This window comes from Sphingobacterium puteale, assembly GCF_003627955.1.
GTDB classification, from domain to species: domain Bacteria; phylum Bacteroidota; class Bacteroidia; order Sphingobacteriales; family Sphingobacteriaceae; genus Sphingobacterium; species Sphingobacterium puteale.
Genome location: NZ_RBWS01000013.1, coordinates 146,880 through 171,567, shown reverse-complemented (window position 1 = coordinate 171,567; position 24,688 = coordinate 146,880). Strand labels below are relative to the sequence as shown.

The following is a 24,688-nucleotide window of genomic DNA, read 5'->3' as shown; positions in this document are numbered from 1 at the left end:
TGCTAATCAATTGGGTTTCTTCTAAACCAGCGGTCATTGAGTGTAAAGCCAATATTGAAGTTGATATAACGTTCCCGTAGGAGACCATTGGCTGCTTTTCCCATCTGTCCGAATTCTGCCGATAAATTGACTTTTGAAAATGCACCTAAATACAGCGTTCTAGCTAATGGTAATCCCACACCTACAGTTACAGCCATATCATTGATGTTTTCACCGGCCTGAAAATACTGTGTTTTGTTGTATCTGAATCCAAGACGATAGTCTACCTGTTTTAAATAGTTAAGAGACGATCTGTCCGGAGTCAATTGTCCACCAAGAGCTACACCATAATTTTTGCGGAGTCTATTTTCACCACTTCTGACCTGAAATCTCGACCAGTCTGCATATTTGAAATCTGCCCCGACTAGCCATTTGCCATTTCGAGCAAGTGTAACCCCCACATTGTGTTTTAAGGGAAGGGTTAAATGTCGGCTGATACGATCGGACATGTAGGTCGTATCGATCGGAATATTTTGATTGTCTGGATCAGATGATGGAGCGGTCCTTGTGTCGATAATTGTTGTGCGTTCCTTGATATCGTTGTTCAGTGATCCTGAATAACCGAAGCTCAATACATGCTCTTTTCCTAGAGGCTGTTCATATTGTAAACCGTAATCAAAGATAATACCTTGGATTTCACGCTTATTCTGGCGTTGGGGGTTTAAAGCTCCGGAGGTGACCGGAAATTCAACACGGCTATAGTCATTTAAGGTTCCGAATAGGTACGACATATTCGCACCGATGCTCAACCCTTTGTAAACACGTACACCCCATCCGGCGTAAGCTTTTGTCAGACCGCCTTCACCAGTAAATACCTTGTTATAGATTTCGGAATTAATACCCTCCGGCGAACTTGTTCGGTAACCAACATCCGAGAATGGCAATATACCCATACTGATACCGCCGAACTTTTTCATTGGAAAAGTCATCGTGATATGGCTAAAAGCAAAATCAGCGGTGTTGTCCGCTCTGGTAGTGGATTTGAGTTGCGTATAGTTGCCATATAGACCGGCATCAAAAACACTCACGCGTGCTGCAGAGTAAGACGCAGGATTGCTCGGGTTGGTATTGTATACTCCGTCAAATGTACGGATACCTGTATTAATTCCCCCCATAGCTCTGTACTGAGGCAATAAATCTTCACGGATTTGACCTATTCCCAGTTGAGAATATGGCGAAGCTGATGTTGTTTTTTGGGCAAATGCGGTAGTAGAACTAGCTAAAATTCCACCTGCTAACAACAGTTGGAGGGATTTATTTCTTAGAGAGCTTATAAAGCGTTTCTGCATGGTCAACCTATAAAATTGAGAAACTAATGTTTATTTAGTTTTTGTGAAATCTTTGAGTTTTTTGACTCCTGTAATTAAATGTTCTTTGCTTTTATTCGCATACAAAACTATTCAATTTTTGTGAGCTTGTTAAGCCGATTTTGTTAAAAAAGGTTAAACGCTTGTTGTACAATTGTTTAGAAAAATTGGAAGTAGATTATCGTTAATACAATAATGGCGTAAACGACTTCAAAAAACCATTTCTTTTTGGCATACGTGAAGTAATAGGCCATATAAATGGCGATTGGAGGGGCACAGAGTAAAAAATGAGCTTCTGTTAGCTTCTTGTTCCAATAGAAAGAAGCCACGGCCAGGCATAACATGAAAAACAACAATTGGAAAGATTTCCGGATGTGCACGATACTTTTGAAAAAATTATCCTTGAGGATCAACAGGAAAAGGATCAGGGTAAAAAGTACTGGAACCAATACGAGGTAGTCAACTAGTTGAATACGAATGGCTGTTGGAAACTTATAGGTAAAGGGTAACCATATGGTGTAAAATAGTTCCATTTTTCCTACCCATAAGTAGATTACTGCCAATATAAAATAGATTGTAGCCAGTCCCAATAATGGTGTGATCCACTCACGCCAATTAAATGGCCTAAAAATAAGAAGACTTATCCATAACAGGAAAAACATGCTCAAAAAAGGGAAGTAGATGAGACTTCCGATACCGACAATCATACCCAGGTCAAACATTTCCGCTTTCACATCGGTCTGACGATATAAGGAAAGCAATTTACTGAGCATCCATATTGAAATAAAGTTACAGATGAGCGTGGGAGACAGGACCAGAAAAGGTAAAAATAAACTGGCCAATGTCATGTACATCAAAGCAACCAGAAAACTAGGTTTTCCGAGCAAGTTAAAGTGACTTGTGATCCGGTTGAGTATGGTTGCCTGAAAAATGGTCAGAATGAGTGTGATAAAGACATTGGTTGCCGGAGATAGATTGATTAAATTGTTTTCCCCCAATAGATTACCAAGAGCCGGTTCAAAAATAACAGAATCCAGTTTATCCGGAAGGTGTAGGAATATGCCGAGGCATAATACAAAACCCACGAAGGATAAAAAAAGGATATTTACTGGTGTATAATTTCTGAACTGACTTATAATCATGGTATGCAATAGATAGCTGACTATTTATTCTTTTTTTCCAATTTCGTAATGCGGCGGTCGAGCAAGAAAAGAAAGAAGGCCAAACCTAAAAAAATGACCAGCATCACGAGCACAACCACATAGATTTTGCCTTCACTACGTAATCCTGTTGCCATATCAACGTCATCCTGAGCGAAGGCGCTTACAGTTGATAAGATTAATAATGCAATTGACAATGTTATTTTTTTCATTCTATTATTTGTCTTTTAATAACTGATGAGTACTCGGGTAACTCTCCTGTTTCATCAGAACTTTATTTTTGATCAGTGTTATCGCCATTTGATCCGCTATAAACATTAGTAACAAATGGCTTATGCTTGTTTTCCGTTTTATTTCATGAGCTTAGGACTTATTATTGTCGTAATGCCCATTTTTAAGGAGGTTATAGCCTGTTTCTGTTCTTTTTAAGAATCGATTTGCAGCTCTTTTCTTTCCAATAGACGTACTCTGTAACGCATTGAACAGATCCAAAAAGCAATCATTGGCCATCCGATCATGGCGGCATAGAATGTCGGACGGAGCTCGTTGCTCATTTGTAGCTGGCCAAAGGTAGCATTGCCACCGCTTCCGGGATGAAGAGAATCTGTCATTTTTGGAAGAATATAAAGCAATACAATAATGATCGGAAATGCAAAGATATTATAGACAGCAGATATTTTTGCCCGTTTCTGCTCTTCTTCGAGCGCATTGCGGAGTACGAGATAGGCTAAGTACATTAATGTCGCGATTGCCGAACCGTTTAACTTGGGGTCATTTGGCCAAGGTTCTCCCCAGGTAATGTTGGCCCAAAGCATTCCCGTTGCCAGGCCAAAAAAACAAAAGGTAATACCTGTATTTACGGCTTCTATGGCCATTAAATCGTATTCTGCTTTACCTGTATTAAGGTATTTGACACTATAAATAACAGAAATCAGGTACATCACAATCATTGCAGACCACATCGGAACATGGAAATAGACATTACGGATACTTTCGTGAAGGATAAATAGGCGGGGGACAGGGCCCAAAAGACCATTGATAATGACTGCGCAGATAATCAGAACAGCTAATATTTTCCACCATTTTTTTCTCATGGTAAATTGAATTTAATGTGTTTCAATCCTAAAATTTAATCTCGCCAAAGGTACGGAAATAACAATAAAGAAATAGTGATCGTGATTACATTAATTGCGAGTAATACAATTATTTCTCTCATACTTGCTGCTCTTTCCATGCCTTCTATTGCATTGCGGGAGAGTTTGATCAGTACGATCAACAGCGGTATAATTGCCGGAAAACTTAAAATGGCCATTAGCGTGCTGTTATTGCCGGCTTTCGAACTTATGCCCGAAATCATGGTAAATACACTGGCGAAACTGATGCTGCCCAAAATGACCGAAATGAAATATAGCGTGGGGTCCCCGAGAGGATTTTGAAATATGATCGAATAAACGAAATAAGCAATGGAGGCCAGGATAGTCATCAATAACATGTTGTAAATGACTTTGGCAAGGATAATTGCCCGTGGGTCAACTAAGGAGTAATAATAGAGTTGTCGGTTGGGATTTTCCTGAACGAAGCTCTTGTTGATGGCATTGATGGATGCAAATAACATGATAATCCAGAACAATGCGTTCCAAACTGTGGTATCTACTGACTTGAATGCTTGATAACAAACAAATACAGTAGATACGACATATAGTAGGATTCCGTTGATGGCGTATTTTGATCGCCATTCCAGAATGATGTCTTTAAGAATTAAAGTTTTTACCTGTTGCAGTAAAGTCATATTCCGCAAAGATACAAATGTATTTTAACCACCGAATGCGGTTAAACCACCAATTCTTAAAAAAACGTTTTTTTTACTTATGCATTAGAAATTTTTGATTTAGCAGCATCGGTTGTGTTGTCGATTTTATTTGCTAAATTTTGTGCCGCATTGTTGGCGTGGTCCAAAGCTTCTCTGCCTGCTTCTTTTGCCTTATTTTTCAATGCATCTGCATCGTCCGTCGCTTTGCTGAAAGCTGCCTGTGCTTTTGATTTTAAGTTGTCCAGCTCAGCTGAAGCTCTATTGGCTAACTTTTGGGCTTTTCTAGCTTCTTTTTTCGAAAGATCTTTCAATGACTTAGTTAAGCTTTTGATGCCATCATTTGCACGATCTAATTGCTTTTTCCCGTCATCTGTTCCTAAAAGATACCATGCAGCAGCTCCCGCAGCCAATCCTACCAAAGCAAATGCCACTAATCCATTTTTGCTATTTTTCATAATTCTTCTATTTTATTGTGTATTCAAATGATAATCAAGTATGATACCAAATGAACAATCACTGGGACAATTTGTTTAAAAAGAATCAATAATTAACAAAATTTTACATATCTACTTTTTGCTGTTTGGATTGCAGGGTATAGAGGTGGCGGTAGAGTCCGGTTTCTTTCTGTAATAATTCGAAATGTGTTCCGCTTTCCGAGACGATGCCATTTTCGACCACGATAATTTTGTCTGCATCGACTATCGTCGATAAACGGTGAGCAATGATGATGGATGTGCGGCCACGCATTAATTCTTCTAGGGCATCTTGTACCTGACGTTCTGACTCGGAGTCCAATGAGGACGTTGCTTCATCCAGAATCAGAATCGCTGGGTCTTTAAGTAAAGCCCTGGCGATGGCGATACGTTGACGTTGCCCTCCGGAGAGTTTTACACCACGTTCTCCGACTACGGTATCATACTCTTCAGGGAAATTTAATATAAATTGATGGGCGTTGGCGCGTTTGGCAGCTTCTGTTATTTCATTTTCCGTAGCGTCTAATTTACCATAGGCGATATTCTCGCGGATCGTTCCGCCGAATAACAGTACGTCTTGCGGTACTATGGCCACTTGGTTACGTATATCGCACAGCTCAAAGTCCGAGGCTGGCTTGCCATCATAAAGTACTTCTCCCTTATTGCTGGTATAGAACTGTAGTATTAAAGAGGCTATGGTTGATTTGCCGGTGCCGCTAGGGCCCACGATGGCGATTTTATCGCCAGCATTGGCGGTAAAGTTAATGTCTTTGAGAATTTCAATATCAGGACGGCTAGGGTACGCGAATGCCACATGATCAAAACGGAGATTTCCACTTATCTTTTTACTGATCTCCTTGCAGCTCGGTTCAACTTTGATATCCTCCTGTGGTTCATCAAGAATTTCCAGGATCCTTTCGCTGGCACCGAGTGAACGCTGTATGTTTGCGTATAATTCAGGGAAACTCCCCATAGATCCGGCAACAAACATCGAATAAAGGATATATGTTGTTAGATCACCGACAGACATCTCATGGATAGAAACCAATGCGGCACCATACCAAATAACGGCGATAACAGCACCGAAAATACAGAATATGATAAACGAAGCAAAGGCTCCTCGAAATGTTGCTCCCTTGACCGCTAATTTGACAACAGAATCCATCTGATTACTGTAACGGTTGAATTCAAAGTATTCGTTCACAAAAGCTTTAACATTGCTAATGCCTAATAAAGTTTCTTGAACTATGCTATTTGATTCCGCCATCTTATCCTGCGCCTGTCTGGATAATTCACGAATAAATTTTCCGAAGACAATTGCGGCAACCACAATGACAGGTAATATGCAGAGATTCATCAAGGCCAATTTGGGCGATACCCAAACGAGCAGAAATACCCCAAAACAAAGGCTGATCAATTGTCTTAAAATTTCAGCCAATGTAGTGGTCAAGGTGTCCTGGATCTGGGATAGATCTGCGGAAAGTCTGCTATTTAATTCTCCCACGCGACGATTGGCGAAAAATTCAATCGGCAAGGAGATAAGCTTATGATAGGTATCTTTACGAATTTTGGACAAAGCGCGTTCAGCGATCTCGACGAAGATACGGATTCGAAAAAAAGAAACGACGGACGTAAAAGATAGAATGATAAAGGCTATTCCTCCAATGTAATACACTTCAGGGGGCAGCCAGGTGTATTTTTGCTTGCCTTGGGCGGCATCAATCATCGCACCCAAGAGTGCAGGGAAAGCTAGCATGGAAAGACTGGATAATACCAAAAATAACATTCCGATTCCAAACTTAACCCGATAAGGCCTTAAATAGGTCATTATTTTCGAAGCCCGTAATAGGAGCTCCTTATTTAACTTTGGTTTTGGTAGATCTTCTTCTTGTTTATTACCACTATTGAAACCTCTTGCCATAATCCGCTACTTCAATGTTTTGTTGCGAGGACAAATGTAAAGAGATTAAAAATATTTTGCTATCATACTTTGGTCAATTTTTTGGCTTTTGACAGGTTTAGTTATCATTTGATCAATTCGCGCGGTACATGTCATCGCTACATGCCCAAAAACACAAAGCCCTAGTCCGTATTTTTAGGGATTGGGAGTGATTTTCGTGTACGGCTACGATACAATAAGAGTGCTAGCGCCATGATGACGAGCAAGGCCATGTAAAGCCATATATTGCCGGACAGTCCGTTTCCGGCTGATTTGTCCAATTGTGCCCTGAGTCTTTCATTTTCAAGCTGAAGTTTATTAATTGTACCTATATAGGATGAGATCTGCTTATCGTATTCCGTGGCCATCTGCCGAAATTTGTTCTTTTCGAAATCTTTGATTTTGAGTAGCTGCTGGGTTTCCAAAAAGATGTTGTTATCCGTGATCACGACATCTTTGAGGATATCGATGCTTTTCTGCATATCGTCCTTGGATTTAAACAGTCCAAAAAGCCCTGTTTTCTGAGTGAGGCTCGTATCGTAAGCGCCGAATTTCTGCTGTCTTGCCTCAAGCAGGTTATTGACACGTTTGCGCTGTACTTCAAAAGCACTGGAATCTGCATTTTCCTGCGCTATCAAATACCCGAGGTTAAATAATAAAAGAAAGGACAGTAGCGTGTATTTTAAAGACTTCATAAACAATGAACCAATCAATCCCATATTAAGTTTGCTGAAATTGCTTTGCCTTGGCAGCATAACTGCTACAAGCGCTACCCCTGTCTTGGAGCTTGACCCATGTGCGCAAATAATTTCTAAGAATGAATTTATGAAATTAATCTTTAAATTCGATACGGATGACATTGGAATCGTCATCGTGAAGTCCCAAAAGCTGGCTCGCGTTGCCCTTGTTGATGGCAATTTCCAAATAATTACTGATTCCAAAGAGACATAATTTTTCGCCTTCGCCGACCTCATTGTAATGCCAGGAAAGGTTGGTGATCGTTTCGTTGCGCTTGAAATACAAGACAAAATTTCGCCCTTTTTGGACTTTATTGAACAGGTCTTTTGAAATATTGGTAATGGCATTGCCAAAGGCGTCAACGTAAATGACATTGCCCCGTATCATATCCTTATCAAAGATCGGCTGTAATGTAACTTTTTCTATCAGTTGATGCATTGGCGTGCCCACATCTTTCAGTTTCCCTCCTTTTGCAATATGACAGGCTGATTTTGAAAGAATGTCAGCGAGCGGGAAATGGAGGTATCGCAGGTCCTGCATCAGATTGAGTTCATACAATTCCTGGGGCTCATTTCCATTTAACAGCAAACTGAAAATACCATTGTCCGCGCCGACAAAATAATGGTCCTTGTATTTCATGCCGATGTATTTGGATTCTTCATGAAACAAGGTGTTGATACCGATGATATGTACAGTTCCCTTGGGGAAATAATGATAGGCGTTGCCAAGTACAAAGGCTGCGCGCGGAATGTTGAATGCTGGGATCTCGTGGGTGATATCGACAATATTAACATCAGACAACTGCGTTAAAAGGCTTCCTTTTAGCGCAGCTTGATAAAAATCCTTATGTCCTAGATCTGTCGTTAACGTAATTACTGCCATTATAATCTAAAGTAGACCGAATTGCTGTCGAATTCCCTTTTTGAATGAATAGAAATAGATCTTCTGTTGCTTATTTGTTCTGATGCTAAAAAATCTATTTAAATAGAGAGCAAAATTACTATTTATCAGCTGATTTGTAAAGCTAATTGAAGAACTTATTTTGAATATATCTTTTTCCGGTTGATACACACAAACATAGCTTCGATTAATATAAAAAAGAATCGGTTTTCGCACCCTGAAGATCCACTTTTAAAAGCAAAACTCAGGTGTAAAATACAAAAAAAATAATTTGGTTTTCTTTTTGCAAAAATCTCTTTGGTATGGTCTATTTTCTCATTAGAATACGTTAATTTTGAATAGTATTACGCATAAGAGCTATTGCGTGGTAGCTACAGTCTAATTAATTCTAAAATAGGATAAAATTTGAACGAATTACTAATTGCATTAGATGGTCTGAATTTACCCGTATTATGGGGAGCAGACAATGAGCACTTTGATTATTTAAAGAAGCAATTCCCAAAACTGCGGATTGTGGCTCGTGGAAGTGAAATGAAAGTGTTAGGTGATGCGAAGGAGTTGGAGCTGTTTGAGCAATCGTTTAAGGAAGTCATGGCTCACTTTGAGAAATTTAACAACATTACCTTGTTGGATTTTGAAAATCTCCTTGGGGCAAGTGCAGGTTCTGCTGTGCAACAGGAAAAGGAAATTGCTGCCAAGCAAGCTGCCTTTGGGTCTGAGCCCATAGTTTATGGCCCCAATGGTTTGATTGTCCGTGCGCGGACAGCCAATCAGCGACGGATGGTCGATAGTATTTCGAAAAATGATATCTTATTTGCCATTGGTCCGGCAGGAACAGGAAAGACCTATACGGCTGTTGCACTTGCTGTCCGGGCACTTCGAAATAAAGAAATCAAACGTATTATCCTGACAAGACCAGCGGTAGAAGCTGGAGAAAACCTCGGTTTTTTACCCGGAGACCTGAAAGAAAAGGTAGATCCCTATTTAAGGCCTCTTTACGATGCATTGGACGATATGATTCCGGCCGAGAAATTAAAAGGATATTTGGAAAACCGTACCATCGAGGTTGCGCCACTGGCATTTATGCGGGGACGCACATTGGATAATTGTTTTGTCATTTTGGATGAAGCCCAAAATGCAACGGATATGCAGTTAAAGATGTTTTTGACCCGTATGGGGCCGACCGCAAAATTCATTGTTACGGGTGATATGACACAGGTCGATCTCCCTAAAAAGAATCAATCGGGCCTTTCGACATCGATCCGTTTGCTGGAAAATATTGAAGGTATTGATATTATCCACCTTAGTGGTGGCGATGTGGTTCGTCATAAATTGGTGCGACGCATTTTGGAAGCATACGGCGACATTTAGTCGTTCGTTGCAAAAAAGATCAATTGTAATATCCCCGATCAGAAGCCCAGTACGGACCAAGAGGAGTTAGGGATATTCATATCGTCTTTAAAAGACACAATAAACTGGTTCATTTAGGCCTTTAGGAAAGGCCATGGATGAACAATCGAGTCTTGTTTTCAGACATGGCTATGAAAACAAAGACTGATCAATAATTATTTATTTGAATTTTACTTTGAACATGAACGCTATAAAAGAAACAAATTTCAATTTCGAAAACCAGACTGCTTTTTACAGAGGAAAAGTACGAGACGTGTATACGATTGCAGATACCTACTTGGCTATGGTGGCTTCTGACCGTATTTCGGCATTTGATGTGGTACTTCCTCGTCCTATTCCCTACAAAGGACAGGTGTTAAATCAAATTGCGGCTAAATTTTTGAAAGCGACATCCGATATTATCCCGAATTGGGTCGTATCTGTACCGGATCCTAGTGTGACCATAGGTCAAATGTGCGAACCGTTTAAAGTTGAAATGGTTATCCGCGGTTACCTATCAGGACATGCCTGGCGTGAATATGCTGCAGGTAAACGGGAAGTTTGTGGCGAGTCTCTTCCTGAGGGATTGAAGGAGAATGATAAATTGCCTGAACCGATTATCACACCGACGACCAAAGCAGCAGTAGGTCACGATGAGGATATTTCCCGCGCGGATATCTTGAAAAAAGGGATTGTAAGTGAGGAGGATTACGTGCAATTGGAGAAATATACCAGAGCTTTGTTTCAACGCGGAACCGAAATTGCAGCACAAAGAGGGCTGATCCTAGTGGATACTAAGTATGAATTTGGTAAAAAAGACGGTAAAATAGTCCTTATCGACGAGATTCATACTCCGGATTCTTCCCGTTATTTTTATGCTGACGGATATCAAGAACGTCAGGACAAAGGGGAAGCACAAAAGCAATTGTCAAAAGAGTTTGTTCGTAAATGGTTGATAGATAATGGATTTCAGGGTAAAGATGGACAGGTGGTCCCAGAGATGACAGATGAGATCATTGCTTCAATTTCCGAACGCTATATTGAGCTATACGAGCACATCGTGGGCGAAAAATTTGTTTATCCTGATCAGGAAAATGTACTGGAACGCGTGGAAAGAAATGTGACAAAAGCCTTAAAAGAGCTAAATTATTAGTACATTGTATCCTCAAACTAAGGAAATAAACTTATGAAGTATACTATTGATAAACACGATCGCTATATTGTCATAGAGCCTCATGTCGAAGTGATAGATGCGGATAATGCAGCGAAACTCAAGGGTGAGTTTCTGTTGCGCAATACTATTGGCCAACGCAACATTGTCCTGGATATGATTCATGTTCAAAAGACGGATGAAGTTGGGATCCGTTTGGGCATATTGGCGCACCGCCTATGTCAGTCTGTTGGTGGTGTATTTATTTTGGTCAATCTTTGTCCTAAATTAATGGATATGGTTCGCGTGTCGCACCTGGATAAATCGATAAAGATCGCTCCATCACTGAAGGTTGCGGAAGATTTGATCTTCGCGCACGAACTGGAATCTGAATACCGGGGGACAATTGAGGATTAATATGAAGTTTGAAGTTCTGATATTAGGAAATAGTTCCGCGACACCGATGTTTGATCGCCATCCGACTAGCCAAGTGCTGAACTTTAATGAACAATTGTTTTTAATAGACTGTGGGGAGGGGACGCAAATGCAGCTCAGCCGTTATGGAATTAAAAGCAATCGTATAGGACATATTTTTATTAGTCACTTACATGGAGATCACTATTTAGGTTTAGTGGGACTGCTCTCTTCGATGCATCTTGTTGGCCGCAAAAGTGATCTTCATTTATACGGACCGGCTGCCTTAAAAGAGATTCTGGATGTCCAATTTCTGCATTCGGAGACAGTCTTGCGCTATAATCTTATTTTTCATCCGATTTCACCTGACGGACCCGGTATTATTTTTGAAAACCGGACCATGAAAGTGAGCGCGTTTCCTTTAACACATCGTATTGCCTGCACAGGTTTTCGCTTTGATGAGGGACCACGGGCCAGGACCTTGCTTGGTGATGTGGTTCAAGCGTTGAATATTCCCACAGTATACTATCCCGCTATCAAGAAAGGGATGGATTATGTGGACGAAAAAGGGGATGTTTACCCAGCGGATCAATTGAGCCTGCCCGCACCCAAATCCAGAAGTTACGTATATTGTTCAGATACGGTACGCACAGAGGGTTATCTTCCCTATGTTCAGCATGCCGATCTCATGTACCATGAATCTACATTTTTACATGATATGGTCGACCGTGCAAAAGAAACTTTCCACACAACGGCATTGGAAGCCGGAGAAATTGCCAAAGAAACCCATGCAAAAAAATTATTGCTCGGTCATTACTCCGCACGGTACCGGGATTTGGCACCCTTGTTGGAAGAAGCTCGAACAGTATTCCCCAATACCGAACTTTCGATCGAAGGGAAGTGGTTTTTAGTTTAGTTTTTTGTGAATTTTATACCACATTTCTATGACCAAATGCTTTTAAATTGCTTATTATATTGCATTTGATAAACAATTTATCTAAGTTTACGGCTCTAATTTTTTTATAATGGATAATCCATTCAACTTAAACAACCTATTACGGGAAAATATTAAGAAGCTCGTACCATATTCGTCCGCAAGAGATGAATTTAAAGGGGAGGCATCCATATTGATTGATGCCAATGAAAATCCTTTTGGATCCCCACTTAACCATGATTACAACCGATATCCAGACCCACTCCAACATCAAGTCAAAGCAAAACTTTCAACAATAAAAGGTGTTCCTGCGGAAAATATTTTTTTAGGCAATGGAAGCGATGAGGCGATTGATATTTTGTACCGCGCATTTTGTACACCCGGTGTGGACAATGTTATCCTCGTTCCGCCGACCTATGGTATGTATGAGGTATCGGCGAATATCAATGATGTCGCTTTCAAAAAAGTAAACCTTACCGCAGAATACCAGTTGGATCTGGATGGAATAGCGAATGCCATAGATGCACATACCAAGCTGATTTTTATCTGTTCGCCAAATAATCCGACCGGAAATTCTATCCGTCGTCAGGACATCGAAACGGTATTGAATAATTTTAAGGGGCTTGTCGTCGTCGATGAAGCTTATATCAATTTTTCAGCAGTAAAATCATTTACACAGGAATTGGCTGAATACCCTAACTTGGTGGTATTGCAGACTTTGTCCAAAGCCTGGGGGCTTGCAGCGTTGCGATTGGGCATGGCATTTGCGAGCAAAGAAATTATAGCAGTTTACAATAAAATTAAACCACCTTATAACATTAATCAGGCAACACAAGATATCGTGTTAGAGGCCCTGAATAATGTGGATCAAGTCAATGACTGGATCAAAGAGACTGTTTCGGAACGTGAGAAACTGGTACGTGAACTACTCGAACTGGACTATGTACAGTATATTACTCCTTCTGATGCCAATTTTATCCTGGTCAAGATGGAACAGCCGAGAGAAGTTTATGACTATCTGGTTCAGTATGGGATCATCGTCAGAGATCGGTCAAAAGTCGAACTTTGTGAGGGCTGTTTGCGGATCACTGTCGGGACACCTGTTGAAAACAGAACTTTATTAGAAAAACTTAATCAAATCAATAAATAATACTATGCCTGATAACTTAAAACGTGTACTGTTTATAGACCGTGATGGAACATTAATTTTGGAACCAGAAGATGAGCAGATCGATTCTTTTGCAAAATTAAAATTCTATCCGGGCGCCTTGCAGTACCTGCCACGTATCGCGAAGGAACTGGATTTTGAATTGATCTTGGTTTCAAACCAAGATGGCCTGGGAACATCTTCCCATCCGGAAGAGAACTTCTGGCCCGTCCATCATTTTGTAATTGATACGTTTGCAGCAGAGGGTGTAGTATTTGCCAAAGAACATATAGATAAAACTTTTCCGCATGAAAATGCCGACACTCGTAAACCGGGGATTGGTATGCTCGGTGAATATTTCGATCCGTCAAAATATAATTTAAGTGAATCGTTCGTTATCGGTGACCGAGTCAATGATGTGAAGCTCGCTCAAAATCTTGGGGCCAGAGCAATATGGCTGCGTGCCAATGATCAATTGGGGGCTTTAGAGAACGTTGACATTGATCCTACAGTCGTAGCTTTAGAAACAATGGACTGGAAAACAGTTTATGAATTTCTGAAATTGGGAACGCGCACTGCCGAACATCATCGTAAAACTAACGAAACGGATATTTTTATTCAGTTAAACTTGGATGGCTCCGGTAAATCGGAAATCGAAACAGGATTGCCCTTCTTTGATCATATGTTGGATCAAATAGCCCGACATGGTGCATTGGACTTAACGATCAAAGCGAAAGGCGATCTTCATATAGACGAGCATCATACGATTGAAGATACAGGGATAGCTTTGGGTGAGGTATTTTTGAAGGTATTGGGAGACAAGCGTGGTATTGAGCGTTACTCGTACACCTTACCAATGGATGATTGCCTGGCACAGGTTGCACTGGATTTTGGTGGACGCAATTGGATCGTATGGGATGCAGAATTTAAACGTGAGAAAATAGGTGACATGCCAACAGAGATGTTCTTCCATTTTTTTAAATCATTTTCTGACGCCTCCAAATCAAATCTAAATATCAAAGCAGAGGGGGATAATGAGCACCATAAGATCGAAGCAATTTTTAAAGCCTTTGCCAAATCGATTAAGAAAGCGGTACGGAGGGATGCGGATCATATGCAGCTACCAAGCACCAAAGGTGTTTTGTAGTTTTGTTTAATTAATAAAGAGAACCCATGGGATACATGAGTAAAGATGAGCGATGACCGCATGATGCATAAACTTGTGGAGCCAAAGTCTTAATACTCAAATCTCAATACTCAAATCTCAAAAATGATAGGAATTATTAATTACGGCGCCGGGAATATTTTTTCCCTGACTGCTGCGCTAGATCGCGTGGGACTGACCTACGGCATGATCAATACGGCGGAAGAGATGGATCTCTACGATCGGATTATTATTCCCGGAGTAGGCCATGCGGGGGCAGCCATGAATAAATTACGGGAATCGGGATTAGTGCCTTATATTAAAGCACTGCGTAAACCTGTACTGGGAATCTGTGTTGGGATGCAGTTGTTGACCGATTATTCGGAGGAAGGTGATGCCGATCTGTTGAAATTGTTCCCGTTGAAAACGTTACATTTTGAAACCAGAGTAGCCGGCAAAGTGCCTCATATGGGCTGGAATAGCGTTTCGGTGCAAGCAAATAATCCTTTATTTGCGAATATAGCGGATCAGACTTATTTTTATTTCGTCCATTCGTATTATATTGAATATGATACGATATTTACGGCCGCTAAATGTGACTATGGGTTGCCATTTTCAGCAGCAATTTCCAAAGATAATTTCTTTGGCGTACAATTTCACCCGGAGAAGTCGGGAAAAGCAGGTGAGCAGTTGTTGCTCAATTTTTCAACTATTCAATTAGACTAAAAATATTCGATTATGTATATCATTCCAGCAATTGACGTTTTGGACAAAAAAGTTGTCCGTTTAAGAGAGGGTAACTACAACGACGTTACAACTTATGCGATTAGTTTAGAGGAGCAGATCGAGAACTACCATGCGAATGGTACAGAATTGGTTCATATCATAGATTTAAATGGCGCAAAAGGTGATTTTAGCAATCAGGCCTATTTATTTGATATCATCCAAAAGACCGATATGAAAATTCAGTATGGCGGTGGAGTCAGAAGCATTGATAAAGTAAAGGAATTGGTTGATGCCGGTGTATATCGTGTCATCGTGGGTACGCAAGCGATCACAAATCCTTCTTTTTTGGAAGAACTGGCAACCCTAAATGAAGGGAAAGTTAAATACGCAGATCATATTGTCATTGCAATTGATGTATTGGACGAAGTCATTAAATACTCCGGCTGGTTAGAAAGTTCGCCAATTAAATTGATCGAGTATATTGATAAATGCTTGGCTTTGGGATTTTTTAGGTTCCTTTGTACCGATATCAGTAAAGACGGTAAATTAGGTGGCGCAGGCGTGGAGTTGTATCAAAAATTGCTGGATCATTCTCCGATCATCAAGCTGATTGCTTCGGGGGGTATCAGCTCTATGGATGATATTCAAAAGCTTCAGGAGCTGGGTGGTGTAGAATCCGTTGTTGTAGGCAAGGCGATCTATGAGAATCGTATCTCAATTGATGAAGTCAAAGACTGGAATCTCAAATCATTAATCCGATTTTAACATGCTGGCAAAACGGATAATTCCTTGCTTGGATGTTAAAGATGGACGTACGGTAAAAGGGGTCAACTTTGTTGATTTGCGTGATGCGGGTGATCCTGTTGAACTCGCCTATGAATACTCCCAGCAAGGAGCTGATGAACTTGTGTTTTTAGATATTACAGCTACACATGAAGGTCGCAAGACAACGATAGATCTGGTAAAAGCGGTAGCTCGTCAGGTAAATATCCCTTTTACAATCGGTGGCGGTATCAATGAAATCAGCGATGCGGATATCTTATTGAATGCTGGTGCGGACAAGATTTCGATCAACTCTGCTGCGGTACGAAATCCGGAGTTGATCAATCAGATGGCTGCAGCTTTTGGAGCTCAGTTTGTGGTTGTCGCTGTCGATACAAGGTCGATCGAAGGAGAGGATTTTGTCCATTTAAGTGGGGGGCGTATCAAAACGGAGATCAATACCCTGGATTGGATCCGTGAAGCGCAAGAACGTGGAGCCGGAGAAATCCTGTTGACATCAATGGATCACGATGGCACGAAAAACGGTTTTGACAATAAATTCTTAAAGGCCATTAACGATCGTATTCATATTCCGTTGATCGCATCTGGCGGGGCCGGTAATCAACAGCATTTCATCGATGTATTTCAACAGGCCAATGTGGATGCCGCGTTAGCCGCTTCTGTATTCCACTATGGCGAAATATTGATTCCGGACCTTAAGCAGACTTTACACCAACATGGTATTGTCGTAAGATAATTGCGGGTAGAGATCCAGAAATAAAGCGCAAAGATCCAGAAATATGGATCAAAGAATAAAGAATTAAAAGAGGAGAAGATAGATAGTGAGTAAGCCTTGGGCTTGCGCTACCAGAGTCTCAATACTAGATACTAAATACTAGATACTAATACAATGTTAGATTTCGCAAAAAGTGACGGACTTGTTCCAGTGATTGTGCAAGACGCCCAAACCCTGGAAGTGTTGATGTTAGGCTACATGAATGAGGAGGCTTGGCAAAAGACACAGGCAGAGAAGCGCGTGACTTTTTTTTCTCGTAGCAAAAACCGTCTCTGGACTAAAGGAGAGGAGAGTGGAAACTTTTTAAACGTAAAGAGTATCCATATTGATTGCGATAAAGATACCGTATTGATTAAGGCTGATCCTATGGGACCCACTTGTCATACGGGAAGCCGGAGCTGTTTCAGCACAGAATTCAATCAGAATTTTATACTGGAGCTCGAACGTATCGTCAATCATCGTTACGAAAATCCTTCTGACGAATCCTATGTTAACCGTTTGCGGTCCAGAGGAATTAATAAGATCGCCCAAAAGGTAGGCGAGGAAGCTGTAGAAACGGTTATTGCCGCATTAACTGAAACTGAAACAGACTTTATCAATGAGACTTCTGACCTATTGTTCCATTTGATCGTATTGTTGCGTGAGAAGGGATTTTCGTTGGAAACAATCGCTAAAAATCTTGAAAGCAGACATCAATAACGCTGTTCCCCAAGAAAGCCTTTGTGACTGAATAGTATATGTGCCGAATTCGAATATACACGCAAAGAAATTTTATGGAAATCGGTAATTGGGCGAGGCTTTAAGGTAATATGACAAAATAGTCTTAGAAGTGCAGTATATTTGTGAATATGCTGCACTTCTTTTTTATTGTTTTCCGGCTGTTTATTTGGAGTTGGTAAATTTAAATTGATGAGGAAGCGAATTTCATTTGCAAGCAGGGCCACTTCGGTAATCATCCGGAGAATTTGAATAGATAACTATGAATATTAAATTAAGAGCAACATTATCGGGACATCAAAACCCAATTTTTTGTGTAGAGAAGGGATATTATCCGCATACTTTTTTTACGGGTGGCAACGATAAGGGCGTGGTGGAATGGGATATTGAAAAGAATGGTTTTAAGCGTATTCTGTGTGCGGTGACCTCCTCCGTGTATGCTTTAAAATTGATTCCTGGAACTGCGATACTGACGATTGCGCTGCGGGAGGGAAAGTTGCTTTTCGTGGATGTACAGGAACAGAAACTCGTGGCGAGTTTGCAGCTCGGCAATAGAGCTATCTTTGCACTTTCCTATATCCGGCAAAAGAATGAGTTGCTCGCCGTAGGGGAAGAAGGACGACTTTATGTAATCAACCTCGCCACATACAAGCGTATCTATGACGTAGAGCTATCCCAAACGACAGTACGAAGTATTGCAGTGGATGCCGATGAAACCAAGATTGCTCTGGGCGATAAAGATGGCTGGGTATATTTGTTGGCTAGCGAGGACTTTCATGTTATCGAACGGATGAAGTTGCATAGTCTGCCCACAACCTCTTTGGCTTTTCTTCAAAATAAACTGTTAAGCGGTGGACGCGATGCACAGCTTATTATTTCGGATGTCAATCAACTGAGCAATAACTTTTCCTTTGTACCACACTTGTTCACAGTGTATGGGATCTATCCACACCCTTTTGAACCATTTTTTGCAACAGTAAGCCGCGATAAGTCACTGAAATTCTGGTCTAACGCCGATTTTGCGCTTTTGAAGAACATGAGCCGCGACAAAATGCAGGATGGCCATCATCTGTCCGTCAATGCAGGAATCTGGTCCGAAGACGGCCAATATTTCTTTAGTGTCAGTGACGACAAGCTTGTTAAAATTTGGGAATTACAATAAGATAAAGACCGTGAGTGCTCCCGTAGAAATCATTTGTATGAATGATTCGACTTTGGATTATTAGGTTTTTGAAATATACCTTTTTGCTCATAATGCTTAACGTGTTATTTATCCAACAACTGCAAGATTTGGGTAAGGTACTTTTCGTCAATTTCGTCGAAGCTATCCAATTCACTGCTGTCCACATCAAGTACACCGATAATTTCCCCCTTTTTGTAAATAGGTAATACGATTTCAGAGCGTGACAGCGAACTGCAGGCAATGTGCCCGGGAAATTGCTCCACATCGGGTACAATAAGTGTTTTTTCCTGTGCCCAGGCTCCCCCGCATACACCCCTTCCTTTTTTTATGCGTGTACAGGCAACAGGTCCTTGGAAGGGACCAAGAACAAGTTCTTCAGCACCGTCTACGAGATAAAAACCAACCCAAAAAAAATTGAATTGTTCCTTTAATGCTGCCGCAATATTGGAAAGGTTTGCAATCTGATTATTTTCTCCCTGTAGCAATCCACCTATCTGTGGAAGTAAGTTTTGATATTGTTCTTCTTTGCTGCCTTTGGCAATTAACAGATCCTCAGCCATAGAAATTCTTTTTAAATTCTTGTAGTGATACCACACGTCAATTAAAAAGCGCTGATATCTGTTCAAAGTTAACAGAATATTAGCGCTTTCGCATGGACGAAATGATATTATTTCTTTGTATTGATAATGTTTACCCTAATGTAATTGCTTCTTTTTCCGGAAGGCGTTACAACTACGGCTTTGAATACCCGTTCTTTACTGTTTGGAACCGTCACCTTGACCGGCCCGGTATATTCAAGATCCAATTCTGAAGGGTCATAATTGTCCAGGGTATAATAGATTTTGGCACCTTCTACAGATGGCTTTAAATCCCGGATGGTATATTCTGATGCATATATCGTCGTGTCAGTGATACCATATGCCTCAGGTACACGATAGAATGTGTTTGTCTGATCGAGCTTTGCCAATTGGCGTGCCGCACGTTGTTCGGAAAAATTCTTCCAGTTTTTATTCTCCGGTTGTGTCCAGGCAATTTCCGAAAGAGCCAGTACACGCGGTAGGATGGTGAACTCTACTTTATTGGAAGAACCGATATATTCTGTCCAGATATTCGCTTGTACACCCAAAACGTGTTTCTTGTTGTTTTCCGAAATTTTGGTAGGCATAGGGTCGGCAGCATATACTTTATGCAATGTCGAAAGTCCACCGATGCTCAATGGCTCTCTATTTTGATCAGCACCTTGTTTGTGGTCAAAGTAAAGTCCATAACTGTTGGCTGTGATAATGACGTCATGTCCTTGGTTTGCCGCTTCGATGGCTCCTTGGTCTCCTCTCCAGCTCATAACAGTCGCATTTGGTGCTAATCCACCCTCTAAGATCTCATCCCAGCCAATGATACGTTTGCCTTTGCTATTAATGTATTTTTCCATACGTTGAATAAAATAGCTCTGCAATTCATGTTCGTCTTTGAGGTTATTATCCTTGATTCTTTTCTGACAATGTGGACAAGTCTTCCATTTGGTCTTAGGACACTCATCACCACCGATGTGAATGTATTCGCTTGGGAACAATGGAATGACTTCGTCGATAACATCTTCCAATAGTTTGAATGTCTCTTCTTTGCCAGCACAGAAAACATCATCAAATACACCCCAGGTCTGCGCTGCTGTGTATGGCCCAGGGTGATCACCACAACCTAGCTCTGGGTAAGCAGAAAGCGCCGCCAAAGCATGCCCTGGCATCTCTATTTCAGGAATGACAGTAACATACTTCGTTTTTGCATAAGCAACGACTTCTTTGATCTGGTCTTGGGTATAGAAACCACCATAAGGGGTATTGTCGTAGTCACCGTCAGTTTTATAGTTACCCAATAATGTCTGGTTACGATAGCCACCTATCTGTGTCAGTTTGGGATGGGATTTAATTTCAATACGCCAGCCTTGATCATCTGTCAGGTGCCAATGAAAAGTATTCAGTTTGTAGGATGCCAAAATATCAATATACTTCTTGACAAATTCTACGGGGAAGAAGTGACGGCCAACATCAAGATGCAATCCGCGGTAAGCAAAACGAGGTTCATCCTGAATGGATGCTTGCGGAATTTCGATACTTGCTTTTTTATCGACCGGAAGCAATTGAATCAACGACTGCATACCATAAAATAGGCCGGCTGCTTTTCCACTGACCGTAATTTGGTCAGAAGCGATGTTGAGATCATAGGCTTCCGTATTGGTTGATTTTGCACTTTTAGAAGAAAAATAAATACAGTTTTTACCTGCCGACTTTACCAGCGATAAATTGAGATTGTAGTTGCTTTTTAAAAAATCCTGAAATAAAGCGGCAACTTTTTTGTCCTCTTCACTATCAAAAGCAATTCTTGTGTTCGCATTGGTTTTGAATGAGCCATTTTTGATCTGGACATGTTGCGGTAGAGGCACAATATTCAATGTGACATCTTTTTTTTCCTGCGCAAATACTGCTGCTCCTATACTTAAAGCAAGCGCAAGTGAAAATAGTTTTTTCATGAGTGCGATTATAACTGAAATAAGAAGCCCTAAAAATAAAGGAATAAATACGATTTAGCAAAGGCTTAATGTAACAAATAGCGTGTTGAAATAGGATAGGATACTCTTCTTTGTGTTTTGTAGTGATTTGATTTACTGTGTTTTTAATTAAAACAATCGTTTGCATTGCCCGCTGAGGATACTGGTGATTTATCCCATTTGGATGCATATTTATTGTCGAATAAAGTTTATCTCATCCGTAATTTTATCTGAGCTTACAGTATTGGACGGCCCAGCTTATTAAAAAGCAAACGGTTCGATTCAATGATTGAACAAAATGCAGATTAGCTCTCGTTTAACATGTTTTTTATACGAGATTGATAAGAATATTATACGCTTTGATCCGAATGAAGTCCCTATAAAAGTCCCTATAAATCTTATGGCATTTATAAAGATACATCCTAGCAATCCTGAAATTGAAGTACAGCAGATGAAACTTTATTTGAGCCAAACCTGTATGCCTCTTTTTGTTAAGCGAATTGAGCCCGCCGTTTTTTAAAGCCTCTTTAGCGCTAATTTGATCATATCCTCCACAGAGAGGTTGGCTTCTGTTTTTAGAATCGTATTCAATACTTTTTCGGCCGCAGCTTTATTGAAGCCTAACATGACCAGGGCAGATAAAGCTTCGTCCGGTATGGATTGCGATTGAATCGTAGTTGAAAGTGCTTCCACGCCCTGTTTTTTCAATTTATCCTGAAGTTCAAGGATCAGACGCTGTGCTGTTTTGGGACCGATTCCTTTAATTTTTTGAATTAAGGCAACCTGACCATTGACAATGGCGGATTGTATTTCATCGGGTGTATTGGACGATAAGATCATCCGGCCCGTATTAGGGCCGATACCTGAAACGGAGATCAGGTTCTCGAACAGTTTTTTCTCACTCTCCGTGGCAAAACCATATAGCGTATGGGAATCTTCCCGAACTTGCAGTGAAATAAATAATTTACAGTTTTCCTGATCCTTGATTTGGGAAAAGGTATAAAGAGAGATGTGAACATAATAACCAATCCCACTCACATCGATAACAACATGAGTGGGGGCTTTATATGCTAATTTTCCATTGAAATATTCGTACATAGTACTACGAATATAGGAAGATTTTAAGCGATTCTATAAATTTTTGAGATGTGCTTGAACATCAACTACGGCAATGGTTACCATATTGACGATTTCGCGTACAGAGCTATCCAATTGTAGTACATGGATCGGTTTGTTCATCCCCAAAAGAATTGGACCTACAGCTTCCGCTTCACCGACTTCCTGTAATAGCTTATAGGCGATATTACCGGATTCCAGGTTCGGGAACACAAGTGTGTTTGCTGATTGTCCATTTAGACAGCTGAATGGGAAATTGTCGGTCAACATATCGCTATTTAAGGCGAAATTAGCTTGCAGGTCGCCATCAGCAATGATGTCAGGGTGCTGCTCATGAATGATCTGTGCTGCTGCCCTCACTTTGGTAGGAGTCTTTCCTTCACTGGAGCCAAAATTAGAGTAAGACAACAAAGCAATGCGTGGTTGGATATTCATGCGTTTAACCGCTTTGTCCAAAAGTAAGGTGATATCAGCCAGCTCCTGTGCAGTAGGATCCTCATTCACGGTAGTATCCCCCATGAAAATAGGACCTTTTTTGGTTAACATCATATACATACCTGCAACTCGGCTGCCCGGTTTGGCACCGATGACATGCAATGCCGGGCGGATGGTGTTTGCATAGTTTTTGGTCATACCAGAAATCAAGGTATCTGCCTCGCCAAACTCAACCAAAGAAGCCCCAAAGTAGTTGCGGTCAAACATCAGTTTGCGCGCATCGTAACGGGTGATTCCTCTACGTTGTCTTTTGGTGTAAAGGTGCTCGATGAATTTTTTCGAACGCTCTGATTCACTGTCAACCTCAGCCACTGGATCAATGATTTCCACACCGTCCAATTCAAAAGCATACTCTTGGATCAAGCGTTGGATTTTCTCTTTCTTACCTAATAGGATCGGTATTGCAATACCTTCTTCTTTTACGATTTGAGCAGCACGTAATGTTTTGTAATTATCTGCTTCAGCAAAGACAACACGTTTTGGGTCTCTTTTAGCGGCCATCGTGAGGTTTCGCATGATCGCATCATCTTTACCTAGGCGCTTACGCAATGCATCGCGGTATTTATCCCAATCTTCGATTGCTGTTTTTGCAACACCGGACTCAATTGCTGCTTTTGCTACAGCCATAGAAACCTCCGTAATCAGACGAGGATCGGTAGGTTTAGGAATGATATACTCTTCCGAAAATTTTAAATTGTTGGTATTGTACGCTTGGTTGACTTCTTCAGGAACGGGTTGTTTTGCCAGGTCAGCAATAGCACGTACTGCGGCAATTTTCATTTCCTCATTAATTGCTGTCGCGCGGACATCCAAAGCACCACGGAAGATGTAAGGGAAGCCCAATACGTTGTTCACCTGATTTGGATAATCCGAACGCCCAGTACCCATGATAATATCGCTACGGGTAGCCATTGCCAGATCGTAGGCAATTTCTGGATTTGGATTGGCCATCGCCAAAACAATCGGGTTAGCAGCCATTGATAACAACATCTCTGGAGACATGACATCCGCTGCAGATAAACCAATAAACACATCGGAGTCTTTGACAGCATCTGCTAGGGTGTGGATATCACGATCTGTAGCGTACTGTGCTTTCATGCTGTCCAGATTTTCTCTATCCGTACGAATGACGCCTTTACTGTCAAGCATCACAATGTTTTCTTTGCTTGCGCCTACGGAAATATACATTGCTGTGCAGGACATTGCAGCAGCACCGGCACCATTGACGACGATTTTTACTTTGGAGATATCTTTTCCGATAATTTCACAGGCATTGATCAGTGCTGCACCGGAAATGATTGCTGTACCGTGTTGGTCATCGTGCATGACCGGAATATTCATTTCCTCTTTCAGGCGGCGCTCAATTTCAAAACATTCAGGAGCCTTGATATCTTCCAGGTTGATACCTCCGAAAGTAGGTTCCAATGCTTTTACAATTTTAACGAACTCGTCAACATTTTTGGTGTCCACTTCGATGTCAAAGACATCAATGTCAGCAAAAATTTTGAACAATAAACCTTTTCCTTCCATGACAGGTTTACCTGCTTGAGCGCCGATATCACCTAGGCCCAATACAGCTGTACCGTTACTGATAACAGCAACAAGGTTCCCTTTTGCGGTATATTTATAAGCATCTTCTTTATTCTCGGCAATAGCCAAACATGGCTCCGCTACGCCAGGAGAATATGCTAACGATAAGTCTCTTTGCGAATTTGTTGGTTTTGTCGGAACAACAGCTATTTTTCCAGGTCTACCCATTGAGTGGTAATTTAACGCTGCCTGTTTACGATTAGTGTTACTCATTACG

25 protein-coding genes are annotated in these 24,688 nt (G+C 41.0%); 11 read left to right on the top strand and 14 right to left on the bottom strand.

Annotated elements, in window-relative coordinates; genetic code table 11:
- Positions 1 to 2: 2 nt before the first annotated feature.
- The 9 genes from D7322_RS17730 to D7322_RS17690 form a co-directional block, all read right to left on the bottom strand.
- Entirely contained in the window at positions 3 to 1,328 is a 1,326-nt protein-coding gene (locus D7322_RS17730) for a hypothetical protein (RefSeq protein WP_121125585.1), read from the bottom strand.
- A gap of 176 nt (positions 1,329 to 1,504) precedes the next feature.
- Positions 1,505 to 2,488, bottom strand: a complete 984-nt coding sequence (locus D7322_RS17725) for a DUF6427 family protein (RefSeq protein ID WP_121125584.1) — start codon at positions 2,486 to 2,488, stop codon at positions 1,505 to 1,507.
- Between the two features lie 20 nt (positions 2,489 to 2,508).
- Positions 2,509 to 2,718 (bottom strand): CcmD family protein, encoded by a 210-nt coding sequence (locus D7322_RS17720; RefSeq protein WP_121125583.1) that lies wholly within the window; start codon positions 2,716 to 2,718, stop codon positions 2,509 to 2,511.
- Positions 2,719 to 2,931: 213 nt separating this feature from the next.
- On the bottom strand, positions 2,932 to 3,600 hold the full coding sequence (gene ccsA, locus D7322_RS17715) for a cytochrome c biogenesis protein (RefSeq protein ID WP_121125582.1): 669 nt from the start codon (positions 3,598 to 3,600) through the stop codon (positions 2,932 to 2,934).
- Between the two features lie 35 nt (positions 3,601 to 3,635).
- The gene (locus D7322_RS17710; RefSeq protein WP_121125581.1) at positions 3,636 to 4,295 is read right to left on the bottom strand and encodes a heme exporter protein CcmB; all 660 of its coding nucleotides are present in this window, start codon (positions 4,293 to 4,295) and stop codon (positions 3,636 to 3,638) included.
- 77 nt (positions 4,296 to 4,372) lie between these two features.
- Positions 4,373 to 4,771: a hypothetical protein gene (locus D7322_RS17705; RefSeq protein ID WP_121125580.1), complete on the bottom strand. Its 399-nt coding sequence runs from the start codon at positions 4,769 to 4,771 to the stop codon at positions 4,373 to 4,375.
- Between the two features lie 103 nt (positions 4,772 to 4,874).
- Positions 4,875 to 6,710 carry an ABC transporter ATP-binding protein gene (locus D7322_RS17700; RefSeq protein ID WP_121125579.1) on the bottom strand — a complete coding sequence of 612 codons (1,836 nt, stop codon included), beginning with the start codon at positions 6,708 to 6,710 and terminating at the stop codon, positions 4,875 to 4,877.
- A gap of 161 nt (positions 6,711 to 6,871) precedes the next feature.
- Positions 6,872 to 7,423 (bottom strand): hypothetical protein, encoded by a 552-nt coding sequence (locus tag D7322_RS17695; protein ID WP_147430466.1) that lies wholly within the window; start codon positions 7,421 to 7,423, stop codon positions 6,872 to 6,874.
- Positions 7,424 to 7,559: 136 nt separating this feature from the next.
- A complete protein-coding gene (locus tag D7322_RS17690) occupies positions 7,560 to 8,348 on the bottom strand; it encodes an SAM hydrolase/SAM-dependent halogenase family protein (protein WP_108636061.1) in 789 nt (262 codons plus the stop codon).
- Between the two features lie 423 nt (positions 8,349 to 8,771).
- Here D7322_RS17690 and D7322_RS17680 point away from each other — a divergent pair, with 423 nt between their 5' ends.
- From D7322_RS17680 to hisIE, 10 genes are all read left to right on the top strand, one after another.
- The gene (locus D7322_RS17680) at positions 8,772 to 9,737 is read left to right on the top strand and encodes a PhoH family protein (RefSeq protein ID WP_121125576.1); all 966 of its coding nucleotides are present in this window, start codon (positions 8,772 to 8,774) and stop codon (positions 9,735 to 9,737) included.
- Positions 9,738 to 9,957: 220 nt separating this feature from the next.
- Complete coding sequence (locus D7322_RS17675) at positions 9,958 to 10,908, top strand: phosphoribosylaminoimidazolesuccinocarboxamide synthase (RefSeq protein WP_121125575.1); 951 nt, start codon at positions 9,958 to 9,960, stop codon at positions 10,906 to 10,908.
- A gap of 33 nt (positions 10,909 to 10,941) precedes the next feature.
- Positions 10,942 to 11,322: an STAS domain-containing protein gene (locus D7322_RS17670; RefSeq protein ID WP_104385068.1), complete on the top strand. Its 381-nt coding sequence runs from the start codon at positions 10,942 to 10,944 to the stop codon at positions 11,320 to 11,322.
- A 1-nt stretch (position 11,323) separates the two neighbouring features.
- Positions 11,324 to 12,235 carry a ribonuclease Z gene (locus tag D7322_RS17665; protein WP_121125574.1) on the top strand — a complete coding sequence of 304 codons (912 nt, stop codon included), beginning with the start codon at positions 11,324 to 11,326 and terminating at the stop codon, positions 12,233 to 12,235.
- Between the two features lie 109 nt (positions 12,236 to 12,344).
- The gene (gene hisC, locus D7322_RS17660) at positions 12,345 to 13,403 is read left to right on the top strand and encodes a histidinol-phosphate transaminase (RefSeq protein WP_121125573.1); all 1,059 of its coding nucleotides are present in this window, start codon (positions 12,345 to 12,347) and stop codon (positions 13,401 to 13,403) included.
- Between the two features lie 4 nt (positions 13,404 to 13,407).
- Positions 13,408 to 14,547: a bifunctional histidinol-phosphatase/imidazoleglycerol-phosphate dehydratase HisB gene (hisB, locus tag D7322_RS17655; RefSeq protein WP_121125572.1), complete on the top strand. Its 1,140-nt coding sequence runs from the start codon at positions 13,408 to 13,410 to the stop codon at positions 14,545 to 14,547.
- A 123-nt stretch (positions 14,548 to 14,670) separates the two neighbouring features.
- Entirely contained in the window at positions 14,671 to 15,270 is a 600-nt protein-coding gene (gene hisH / locus D7322_RS17650) for an imidazole glycerol phosphate synthase subunit HisH (protein ID WP_121125571.1), read from the top strand.
- 12 nt (positions 15,271 to 15,282) lie between these two features.
- The gene (locus D7322_RS17645) at positions 15,283 to 16,035 is read left to right on the top strand and encodes a 1-(5-phosphoribosyl)-5-[(5-phosphoribosylamino)methylideneamino]imidazole-4-carboxamide isomerase (protein WP_121125570.1); all 753 of its coding nucleotides are present in this window, start codon (positions 15,283 to 15,285) and stop codon (positions 16,033 to 16,035) included.
- Between the two features lies 1 nt (position 16,036).
- On the top strand, positions 16,037 to 16,789 hold the full coding sequence (gene hisF, locus D7322_RS17640; protein WP_121125569.1) for an imidazole glycerol phosphate synthase subunit HisF: 753 nt from the start codon (positions 16,037 to 16,039) through the stop codon (positions 16,787 to 16,789).
- Positions 16,790 to 16,942: 153 nt separating this feature from the next.
- On the top strand, positions 16,943 to 17,527 hold the full coding sequence (gene hisIE / locus D7322_RS17635) for a bifunctional phosphoribosyl-AMP cyclohydrolase/phosphoribosyl-ATP diphosphatase HisIE (protein ID WP_121125568.1): 585 nt from the start codon (positions 16,943 to 16,945) through the stop codon (positions 17,525 to 17,527).
- On the opposite strand, the gene D7322_RS17630 is transcribed toward hisIE, so the two are convergent.
- Positions 17,521 to 17,784 (bottom strand): hypothetical protein, encoded by a 264-nt coding sequence (locus tag D7322_RS17630; RefSeq protein ID WP_121125567.1) that lies wholly within the window; start codon positions 17,782 to 17,784, stop codon positions 17,521 to 17,523. The genes hisIE and D7322_RS17630 overlap by 7 nt on opposite strands.
- Before the next feature lie 23 nt (positions 17,785 to 17,807).
- On the opposite strand from D7322_RS17630, the gene D7322_RS17625 reads away from it, so the two are divergent.
- A complete protein-coding gene (locus D7322_RS17625) occupies positions 17,808 to 18,707 on the top strand; it encodes a WD40 repeat domain-containing protein (protein WP_121125566.1) in 900 nt (299 codons plus the stop codon).
- Positions 18,708 to 18,811: 104 nt separating this feature from the next.
- Here the strand turns inward: D7322_RS17625 and D7322_RS17620 are convergent, their stop codons facing one another.
- From D7322_RS17620 to D7322_RS17600, 4 genes are all read right to left on the bottom strand, one after another.
- On the bottom strand, positions 18,812 to 19,288 hold the full coding sequence (locus D7322_RS17620) for a GAF domain-containing protein (RefSeq protein ID WP_121125565.1): 477 nt from the start codon (positions 19,286 to 19,288) through the stop codon (positions 18,812 to 18,814).
- A 107-nt stretch (positions 19,289 to 19,395) separates the two neighbouring features.
- Positions 19,396 to 21,252 carry a beta-N-acetylhexosaminidase gene (locus D7322_RS17615; protein ID WP_121125564.1) on the bottom strand — a complete coding sequence of 619 codons (1,857 nt, stop codon included), beginning with the start codon at positions 21,250 to 21,252 and terminating at the stop codon, positions 19,396 to 19,398.
- Between the two features lie 534 nt (positions 21,253 to 21,786).
- Positions 21,787 to 22,368 carry a Holliday junction branch migration protein RuvA gene (gene ruvA / locus D7322_RS17605; protein WP_121125562.1) on the bottom strand — a complete coding sequence of 194 codons (582 nt, stop codon included), beginning with the start codon at positions 22,366 to 22,368 and terminating at the stop codon, positions 21,787 to 21,789.
- 33 nt (positions 22,369 to 22,401) lie between these two features.
- A complete protein-coding gene (locus D7322_RS17600) occupies positions 22,402 to 24,684 on the bottom strand; it encodes an NADP-dependent malic enzyme (protein ID WP_121125561.1) in 2,283 nt (760 codons plus the stop codon).
- Positions 24,685 to 24,688: the final 4 nt, after the last annotated feature.

What these genes read in the sequence shown, in the direction of transcription:
- D7322_RS17730 (WP_121125585.1), bottom strand. Translation starts at nt 1,328, where the DNA reads ATGCAGAAACGCTTTATAAGCTCTCTAAGAAATAAATCCCTCCAACTG.
- D7322_RS17725 (WP_121125584.1), bottom strand. Translation starts at nt 2,488, where the DNA reads ATGATTATAAGTCAGTTCAGAAATTATACACCAGTAAATATCCTTTTT.
- D7322_RS17720 (WP_121125583.1), bottom strand. Translation starts at nt 2,718, where the DNA reads ATGAAAAAAATAACATTGTCAATTGCATTATTAATCTTATCAACTGTA.
- ccsA (WP_121125582.1), bottom strand. Translation starts at nt 3,600, where the DNA reads ATGAGAAAAAAATGGTGGAAAATATTAGCTGTTCTGATTATCTGCGCA.
- D7322_RS17710 (WP_121125581.1), bottom strand. Translation starts at nt 4,295, where the DNA reads ATGACTTTACTGCAACAGGTAAAAACTTTAATTCTTAAAGACATCATT.
- D7322_RS17705 (WP_121125580.1), bottom strand. Translation starts at nt 4,771, where the DNA reads ATGAAAAATAGCAAAAATGGATTAGTGGCATTTGCTTTGGTAGGATTG.
- D7322_RS17700 (WP_121125579.1), bottom strand. Translation starts at nt 6,710, where the DNA reads ATGGCAAGAGGTTTCAATAGTGGTAATAAACAAGAAGAAGATCTACCA.
- D7322_RS17695 (WP_147430466.1), bottom strand. Translation starts at nt 7,423, where the DNA reads ATGAAGTCTTTAAAATACACGCTACTGTCCTTTCTTTTATTATTTAAC.
- D7322_RS17690 (WP_108636061.1), bottom strand. Translation starts at nt 8,348, where the DNA reads ATGGCAGTAATTACGTTAACGACAGATCTAGGACATAAGGATTTTTAT.
- D7322_RS17675 (WP_121125575.1), top strand. Translation starts at nt 9,958, where the DNA reads ATGAACGCTATAAAAGAAACAAATTTCAATTTCGAAAACCAGACTGCT.
- D7322_RS17670 (WP_104385068.1), top strand. Translation starts at nt 10,942, where the DNA reads ATGAAGTATACTATTGATAAACACGATCGCTATATTGTCATAGAGCCT.
- D7322_RS17665 (WP_121125574.1), top strand. Translation starts at nt 11,324, where the DNA reads ATGAAGTTTGAAGTTCTGATATTAGGAAATAGTTCCGCGACACCGATG.
- hisC (WP_121125573.1), top strand. Translation starts at nt 12,345, where the DNA reads ATGGATAATCCATTCAACTTAAACAACCTATTACGGGAAAATATTAAG.
- hisB (WP_121125572.1), top strand. Translation starts at nt 13,408, where the DNA reads ATGCCTGATAACTTAAAACGTGTACTGTTTATAGACCGTGATGGAACA.
- hisH (WP_121125571.1), top strand. Translation starts at nt 14,671, where the DNA reads ATGATAGGAATTATTAATTACGGCGCCGGGAATATTTTTTCCCTGACT.
- D7322_RS17645 (WP_121125570.1), top strand. Translation starts at nt 15,283, where the DNA reads ATGTATATCATTCCAGCAATTGACGTTTTGGACAAAAAAGTTGTCCGT.
- hisF (WP_121125569.1), top strand. Translation starts at nt 16,037, where the DNA reads ATGCTGGCAAAACGGATAATTCCTTGCTTGGATGTTAAAGATGGACGT.
- hisIE (WP_121125568.1), top strand. Translation starts at nt 16,943, where the DNA reads ATGTTAGATTTCGCAAAAAGTGACGGACTTGTTCCAGTGATTGTGCAA.
- D7322_RS17630 (WP_121125567.1), bottom strand. Translation starts at nt 17,784, where the DNA reads ATGATTACCGAAGTGGCCCTGCTTGCAAATGAAATTCGCTTCCTCATC.
- D7322_RS17625 (WP_121125566.1), top strand. Translation starts at nt 17,808, where the DNA reads ATGAATATTAAATTAAGAGCAACATTATCGGGACATCAAAACCCAATT.
- D7322_RS17620 (WP_121125565.1), bottom strand. Translation starts at nt 19,288, where the DNA reads ATGGCTGAGGATCTGTTAATTGCCAAAGGCAGCAAAGAAGAACAATAT.
- D7322_RS17615 (WP_121125564.1), bottom strand. Translation starts at nt 21,252, where the DNA reads ATGAAAAAACTATTTTCACTTGCGCTTGCTTTAAGTATAGGAGCAGCA.
- ruvA (WP_121125562.1), bottom strand. Translation starts at nt 22,368, where the DNA reads ATGTACGAATATTTCAATGGAAAATTAGCATATAAAGCCCCCACTCAT.
- D7322_RS17600 (WP_121125561.1), bottom strand. Translation starts at nt 24,684, where the DNA reads ATGAGTAACACTAATCGTAAACAGGCAGCGTTAAATTACCACTCAATG.